Source organism: Streptomyces sp. NPDC018263 (genome assembly GCF_055562575.1).
Window position 1 is genome coordinate 508,784 of the sequence record NZ_JBVHFA010000007.1, and the last position, 6,653, is coordinate 515,436.

Sequence of the window (6,653 nt, forward strand, 5' to 3'; positions counted from 1 at the left end):
TCCGCCCCCACGGAAGGGACCACCTCATGACCCACCTCACCCCCAGCACCCCGGTTCTTCTCCCGAACGACCTACACCCCCACCTCACACCCCCCGCCCAAGACTGGCTGGACCAAGCCCTGACCGAAGCCGGCCAAGGCATCACCCCCACCACGGAGTTGCGCCTGGCCGAAGCCGCCCGCCGCTGCGGCACCCCTCACGCCGACACCGCCCGCGTCCTCATCCTCCAGGCCGCCCACCCCACCCCCGCCGACCTCATCCGCCTCTACCACCGAGGCACCGCCGACGAGCGCCGAGCCGTCCTCCATGCCCTGCCCCACCTCGTACCGGGCCCCGAAGCCCTCCCTCTCACCGAGGACGCCCTCCGCACCAACGACACCCGCCTCCTCACCGCCGCCCTCGGCCCCTACGCCGCCCGCCATCTGAGCGCCCACCTCTGGCGGCACGCGATCCTGAAGTGTCTGTTCGCCGGCGTACCGGTGGCCGGTGTCGCCCAGCTCGCCGCCCGGGCCCACGGCGACGCCGAACTCGCCCGCATGCTGGCCGACTTCGCCGCCGAACGCACCGCCGCGGGCCGCCCCGTCCCCGAGGACCTGCACCACGTCCTGGCCCTGACCGACCCCGAGGCAGCCCCGCCGCGCCCCGCCCACGAGGGCGGCGCCCCCCACGGCAAGGAGTCCTGATGCGCCTCTTCGACCCCCACATCCACATGACCTCACGCACCACCGACGACTACGAGGCCATGCGTGCGGCGGGCGTCCGCGCCGTGGTCGAGCCCGCCTTCTGGCTCGGCCAGCCCCGCACCTCCACCGCCTCCTTCCTGGACTACTTCGACTCCCTCCTGGGCTGGGAACCCTTCCGCGCCGCCCAGTACGGCATCGCCCACCACTGCACGATCGCCCTCAACCCGAAGGAAGCCAACGACCCCCGCTGCACCCCCGTCCTGGAAGAGCTGCCCCGCTATCTCGTCAAGGACCGGGTCGTCGCCGTGGGCGAGATCGGCTACGACTCGATGACCCGGGCCGAGGACACCGCGCTCGCCGCCCAGCTCCAGCTCGCCGCCGACCACGGCCTGCCCGCCGTCGTCCACACCCCCCACCGGGACAAGGCCACCGGCCTGCGCCGCACCCTGGACGCCGTCCGGGAGTCCGCCCTCGCCCCGGAACGCGTCCTGCTCGACCACCTCAACGAGACCACCGTCAAGGAGGCCAAGGACAGCGGCTGCTGGCTCGGCTTCTCCGTCTATCCCGACACCAAGATGGACGAGGAACGCATGGTCGCCGTCCTCCGCGCCTATGGCCCCGACCAGGTCCTGGTCAACTCCGCCGCCGACTGGGGGAGGAGCGACCCCCTGAAGACCCGCAAGGTGGCCGACCTGATGCTGGCCGAGGGCTTCACCGAGGACGACGTCGACCGCGTCCTGTGGCGCAACCCCGTCGCCTTCTACGGCCTCAGCGGACGGCTGGTCCTGGACGTCGCCGCGACCGACGCCACCCACGAGGGCAACACCATCCTGCGCGGCGCCCCCAAGGAAACCGCCCCCGCCGGACAGGAGTGACCCGTGCGCTTCCGCCACCCCGACGGCTCCCTCGTCCACCTCGCCTACTGCACCAACGTCCACCCCGCCGAGACCCTCGACGCCGTCGTCGCCCAGCTCCGCGACCACTGCGAGCCCATCCGGCGCCGCCTGGGCCGCGACCGCCTCGGCATCGGACTCTGGCTCGCCAAGGACGCCGCCCGCGCCCTGGAGAACGACCCCTGCGCGCTGGCCGCCCTCCGCGCCGAACTCGACCGGCGCGGCCTGGAGGTCGTCACCCTCAACGGCTTCCCGTACGAAGGATTCGGCTCCCAGCAGGTCAAGTACCGCGTCTACAAACCCGACTGGGCCGATCCCGAACGCCTGCGCCACAGCACGGCCCTCGCCCGCATCCTCGCCGGTCTCCTCCCCGACGACATCGTCGAGGGCAGCATCTCCACCCTGCCGCTCGCCTGGCGCACCGCCGCCACACCGGCCCGCACGGAGACGGCCCTGACCGCCCTGCGCACCCTCGGCGACCGCCTCGACGCCCTCGCGGAACTCACCGGCCGCTCCCTCCGCATCGGCCTCGAACCCGAACCCGGCTGCGTCATCGAGACCACCGCCGACGCCCTCACCCCTCTCACCGACATCGCCCACCCGCGCATCGGCATCTGCGTGGACACCTGTCACCTCGCCACCTCCTTCGAAGACCCCGGCACCGCCCTGGACGCCCTCGCCCAAGCCGGCGTCCCCATCGTCAAATCCCAGCTCTCCGCCGCACTCCACGCCGAGCAACCCGACCGCCCGGACGTCCGCGAAGCCCTCACCGCGTTCGACGAGCCCCGCTTCCTGCACCAGACCCGCACCCTCACCGCCACGGGCCGGCACGGCACCGACGACCTGGGCGACGCCCTCAAAAACGGCGCCCTGCCCGACTCCGCCCCGTGGCGCACCCACGTCCACGTCCCCCTGCACGCGGCCCCCGCCGCACCCCTCACCTCCACCCTCCCCGTCCTCGCCACCGCCCTGACCCGGCTCGTCGGCGGCCCGCACCCCCTCACCCGCCACCTGGAGGTCGAGACCTACACCTGGCACGCCCTCCCCGCCGAACTACGGCCCCGCACCCGCGCCCAGCTCACCGACGGCATTGCCGCCGAACTCTCCCTCGCCCGAGACCTCCTCACCGACCTCGGCCTGAAGGAGCTGCCGTGACCGACCACCCGGCGAACGCGCCCCGCCCCACCCCGCTGCTCGTCCTGGACGTCGTCGGCCTCACCCCCCGTCTCCTCGCTCACATGCCCAACCTGCGGGCCCTCGCGGACCAGGGCTCCCACGCCCTCCTCGGCACGGCCCTGCCCGCTGTCACCTGCGCCGCCCAGTCCACGTTCCTGACCGGCACCCCGCCCGCCGAGCACGGCATCGTCGGCAACGGCTGGTACTTCCGCGAACTGGGCGACGTCCTGCTGTGGCGCCAGCACAACGGCCTCGTCGCCGGCGACAAACTCTGGGACGCCGCCCGCCGCGCCCACCCCGGCTACACCGTGGCCAACATCTGCTGGTGGTACGCCATGGGCGCCGACACCGACTTCACCGTCACCCCCCGTCCCGTCTACTACGCCGACGGCCGCAAGGAACCCGACTGCTACACCCGCCCTCCCGACCTGCACGACGAACTGACCGCCAAGTTCGGCACGTTCCCCCTCTTCCAGTTCTGGGGTCCCGGAGCCGGCCTCGCCTCCAGCCGCTGGATCATCGACGCCACCCGCCACATCCAGCGCACCCGCCGCCCCGACCTGACCCTCTGCTACCTCCCCCACCTCGACTACGACCTCCAGCGCTACGGCCCCGACGACCCGCGCTCCCTCCGGGCGGCCGCCGACCTGGACGCCGCGGCAGCCCCCCTCCTGGCCGACGCCCGCGCTGAGGGCCGTACCGTCGTCGTCCTGTCCGAGTACGGCATCACGCGCGTGGACCGGCCCGTGGACATCAACCGCGCCCTGCGCCGCGCCGGCCTGCTGGAGGTGCACGAGCAGGACGGCATGGAGTACCTGGACCCGATGGCCTCACGGGCCTTCGCGGTCGCCGACCACCAGATCGCCCACGTCTACGTACGCCGCCCCGAAGACCTCGACGCCACCCGCGCCGCTCTCACCGACCTGCCCGGCATCGCCCAACTCCTGGACGACGAGGGCAAGAAGGTCCACCACCTCGACCACCCGCGCTCGGGCGAACTCGTCGCCGTGGCGGAACCGGACGCCTGGTTCACGTACTACTACTGGCTCGACGACGCCCGCGCCCCCGACTTCGCACGGCTCGTGGAGATCCACCGCAAACCCGGCTACGACCCGGTCGAACTCTTCATGGACCCCCTCGACCCCTACGTCAAGGTCAAGGCGGCGGCCGCGCTGGCCCGCAAGAAGCTCGGCATGCGTTACCGCATGGCGGTCGTGCCCCTGGACCCGTCACCTATTCGGGGCAGCCACGGGCGCCTTCCCGTGAGCGACGACGACGGTCCGCTCCTCATCTGCTCCACCCCCCGTGCCGTCGGCGACCGCCTCGCGGCCACCGATGTGAAATCACTCCTGCTCCGACTCGCCGGCCTCACCTGACGAGCCGTCATGACACCTGTCTCGTGTGCCTGGTTCCCAGTGAAGCACTCACCACTGACAACGCCCTCCCACACCCCGGAGTTCCCGCATGAGCCGTATTTCGCGCAATGACCCCGAACTCACCCACCGCCTGACCAGAAGGGGCATGCTGGGCGTCGCCGCGGGCGCCACGGCCGCCGCCCTGCTCGGCGCGGCGGCCCCCGCCTCGGCCGCGACCACCGCACCCGCGTCCGCCACCGGCCGGGGCCGCCCCGTCCTGTCCCCCGGCCGCCTCGGCATCCAGCTCTACAGCCTGCGCGACAAGGTCGGCACCCTCGGCTTCGCCCCGGTCTTCGCCGAACTGGAGAAGTACGGGTACGACGAGATCGAGTTCGCCGGCTACACCCAGGGCTCGGCCGGCCCCATCACCCTGACGCGCCTCAGGCGCCTGGCGCGCGACCACGGTCTGACGCCCATCGGCAGCCACGTCGGCTACTACTCCGACGACCCGAACGCCTACACCTTCGCCCAGAACCTCGAACAGGTCCTCGACGACGCCCAGGCCCTCGGCCTGAAACACATCGGCACCGCCTCCGGCCCGTTCCGCTACGGCTCGACCGTCGACGCCTGGAAGCGCGCCGCGGAGGAGTTCAACACCTACGGCGCGGCGGCCAGGGCTCGCGGCATGAAGTTCTACCAGCACAACCACTCGGACGAGTTCGCCTTCGCCGCCGACGACCCCAAAGTGCGCCTCTACGACGTCCTCCTGGCGGAGACCGACCCCGACCTCGTCCACCTGGAGATGGACATCTACTGGGCCTACGCGGGCCAGTTCCGCTTCTCCAAGCGCCCTGACGGCACCCCCGCCCCTTTCGACCCGCTGGACTACGTTCTCGCCCACCCTCACCGCTACCCGCTCTTCCACGTCAAGGACGGCGTGAGCGACCCCTCGAACGAGTTCGGCTACCGCATGACGGACGTCGGCGACGGCGACATCAACTACCAGCGCTTCATCTCCACCGTCACCCACCTGCGCGGCCAACGCCTGGCCCACCACTGGCAGACGGAGCACGACAGCCCGCCGGACTCCCTGAGCTTCGCCCGCCGCTCGAGCGCGTACCTGCACTCCCTGCGCGAGAAGTGCTGACGGTCACCACATGAGGACTCGCTCCGGCGGGAGGCCGGAGCCTCCGCCGGAGCGAGTCCTCAGCGTGCGTTGCGTCGTGTTGCCGGGAATCAGCGGGTGTAGGTGACCCGCTTCTCCTTCAGGGACGCGCAGTTGGAGCCGGAGATCTGCACGTACACGTTCTTGATCTGGCCGCCCCAGTCGACGCAGTGCCCCTTGCCGTAGACGTAGGTCGGACCGGCGTACGAGGTGAAGCTGCCGTAGTCGTCGTCACCCTGGCCGGTGTCGGCGACGTAGAGCCAGGCCGACATGTCGACCGCGGTGCCGGGGCTGTTGCGGATCGTGGTCACACAGTTCTTGCCGTTGGTCGGGTTGTAGGTCAGGTAGACGGTCCCGAGCGAGCCGACCGCGGCGGAGTTGACGGTGCGGTAGCTGCTCCCGCAGACCTTCTGCGGCGTGGTGTTGGGCGCGGCGGACGCCGGCGCGGCCATCGCGGTACTGGCCCCGAGCGCGAGCGCGGCCAGAGCACCGACAGTGAGGGCAGTACGGTTGAATCGCATATTTCCCCCTTGTGGCTGTAGGAGCTTGTTGCTCCTGACTGGTCTGACTGGCGACGCATACGGATGGTTGTACCGGTCTTTCGGAGAAATCTGTCAGTTGGCGGCGACGGCCCGCCGCTGCACTTCGCGGTGGGCGACCCTCCTGCGCGGCTACCGGACACGCATTGACATTTACGGCGAAGAGCCCCTTGCGCGCGTTCGGATTACTGACCTCGACGGTCGAGTTGGGCTCCTCCGTGTCCCCGCAGTGCTTGAGCGGGGCGGTGTTGTCCTCCCGGGGCTGGGCGGAAGCCGTGGGGAGGAGCGGGTGATGGGCCGTTCTCCAGGGCATCGGCGCTGGAGAGCCAGGTGATCGGGCGTTGCCTCTGGTCCTGGCTGTGGTGGTCACCGACGCCGTGCAGGCAGTGTCAGGGTTCGGCCTCGGCGGACTCAAACGCACCGGGCCGAGTCTGGCGTCCACCGCGTTGTGGTTCGGAATCCTGGCCGCGCTGTCGATTCCGGTCGCCGACGCCACCGGCTGGCTGGGGCTGTGGGTCGCGCTGTCGTGCGCGAATCTGGCTCAGGCCGTCAGCAAGTTGGGGTCGTTCCTTCGCTGTAACGCTCGGAGCGGAGTGTCGGCGCCGTCGGTGGTGCGAGGTGGGGCGGCCGCTGCTGTGCCGGAGCCAGGAGTAGGGCGTTGAAGTCTCTTTGGCCTTTCGGGGATGGCCAGTTGTGAGCGTCTCTCTGCGCGCTTGTCACTCGGGTCTCTGTGTCTGTGTTGTGGGTTGTTGGCCTGTGTAGGTCAGGGCCGGTTTGGCTGGTGGGTGGGGGGTTCTGTGGGTGGGGGTGGGTGGGGAGGGTGGTGGGTGTCCGGGTGGTGG

6 protein-coding genes are annotated in these 6,653 nt (G+C 71.0%); 5 read left to right on the forward strand and 1 reads right to left on the reverse strand.

The annotated features are described in order from the left end of the window. Positions 1–26 precede the first annotated feature (26 nt). The 5 genes from ACZ3HQ_RS22830 (at position 27) to ACZ3HQ_RS22850 (ending at position 5,254) form a co-directional block, all read left to right on the forward strand. The gene (locus ACZ3HQ_RS22830) at positions 27–683 is read left to right on the forward strand and encodes an EboA domain-containing protein (RefSeq protein WP_467513522.1); all 657 of its coding nucleotides are present in this window, start codon (positions 27–29) and stop codon (positions 681–683) included. Then, complete coding sequence (locus ACZ3HQ_RS22835; protein ID WP_467513524.1) at positions 683–1,558, forward strand: TatD family hydrolase; 876 nt, start codon at positions 683–685, stop codon at positions 1,556–1,558. The genes ACZ3HQ_RS22830 and ACZ3HQ_RS22835 overlap by 1 nt, the downstream gene beginning before the upstream one ends. A 3-nt stretch (positions 1,559–1,561) precedes the next feature. After that, entirely contained in the window at positions 1,562–2,731 is a 1,170-nt protein-coding gene (gene eboE, locus ACZ3HQ_RS22840) for a metabolite traffic protein EboE (RefSeq protein WP_467513526.1), read from the forward strand. Beyond that, positions 2,728–4,128, forward strand: coding sequence for a nucleotide pyrophosphatase/phosphodiesterase family protein (locus tag ACZ3HQ_RS22845; protein WP_467513528.1), 1,401 nt, complete (start codon positions 2,728–2,730; stop codon positions 4,126–4,128). Before eboE ends, ACZ3HQ_RS22845 begins: the two co-directional genes overlap by 4 nt. Positions 4,129–4,216: 88 nt before the next feature. Further along, positions 4,217–5,254 (forward strand): sugar phosphate isomerase/epimerase family protein, encoded by a 1,038-nt coding sequence (locus ACZ3HQ_RS22850; protein ID WP_467513530.1) that lies wholly within the window; start codon positions 4,217–4,219, stop codon positions 5,252–5,254. 89 nt (positions 5,255–5,343) lie between these two features. On the opposite strand, the gene ACZ3HQ_RS22855 is transcribed toward ACZ3HQ_RS22850, so the two are convergent. Continuing rightward, the gene (locus tag ACZ3HQ_RS22855; RefSeq protein ID WP_467513532.1) at positions 5,344–5,793 is read right to left on the reverse strand and encodes a spore-associated protein; all 450 of its coding nucleotides are present in this window, start codon (positions 5,791–5,793) and stop codon (positions 5,344–5,346) included. Positions 5,794–6,653: the final 860 nt, after the last annotated feature.

Bases quoted from the DNA above. Each gene is read 5' to 3' on its own strand.
- ACZ3HQ_RS22835 (WP_467513524.1), top strand. From the start codon at position 683: ATGCGCCTCTTCGACCCCCACATCCACATGACCTCACGCACCACCGAC.
- ACZ3HQ_RS22830 (WP_467513522.1), top strand. From the start codon at position 27: ATGACCCACCTCACCCCCAGCACCCCGGTTCTTCTCCCGAACGACCTA.
- ACZ3HQ_RS22850 (WP_467513530.1), top strand. From the start codon at position 4,217: ATGAGCCGTATTTCGCGCAATGACCCCGAACTCACCCACCGCCTGACC.
- ACZ3HQ_RS22855 (WP_467513532.1), bottom strand. From the start codon at position 5,793: ATGCGATTCAACCGTACTGCCCTCACTGTCGGTGCTCTGGCCGCGCTC.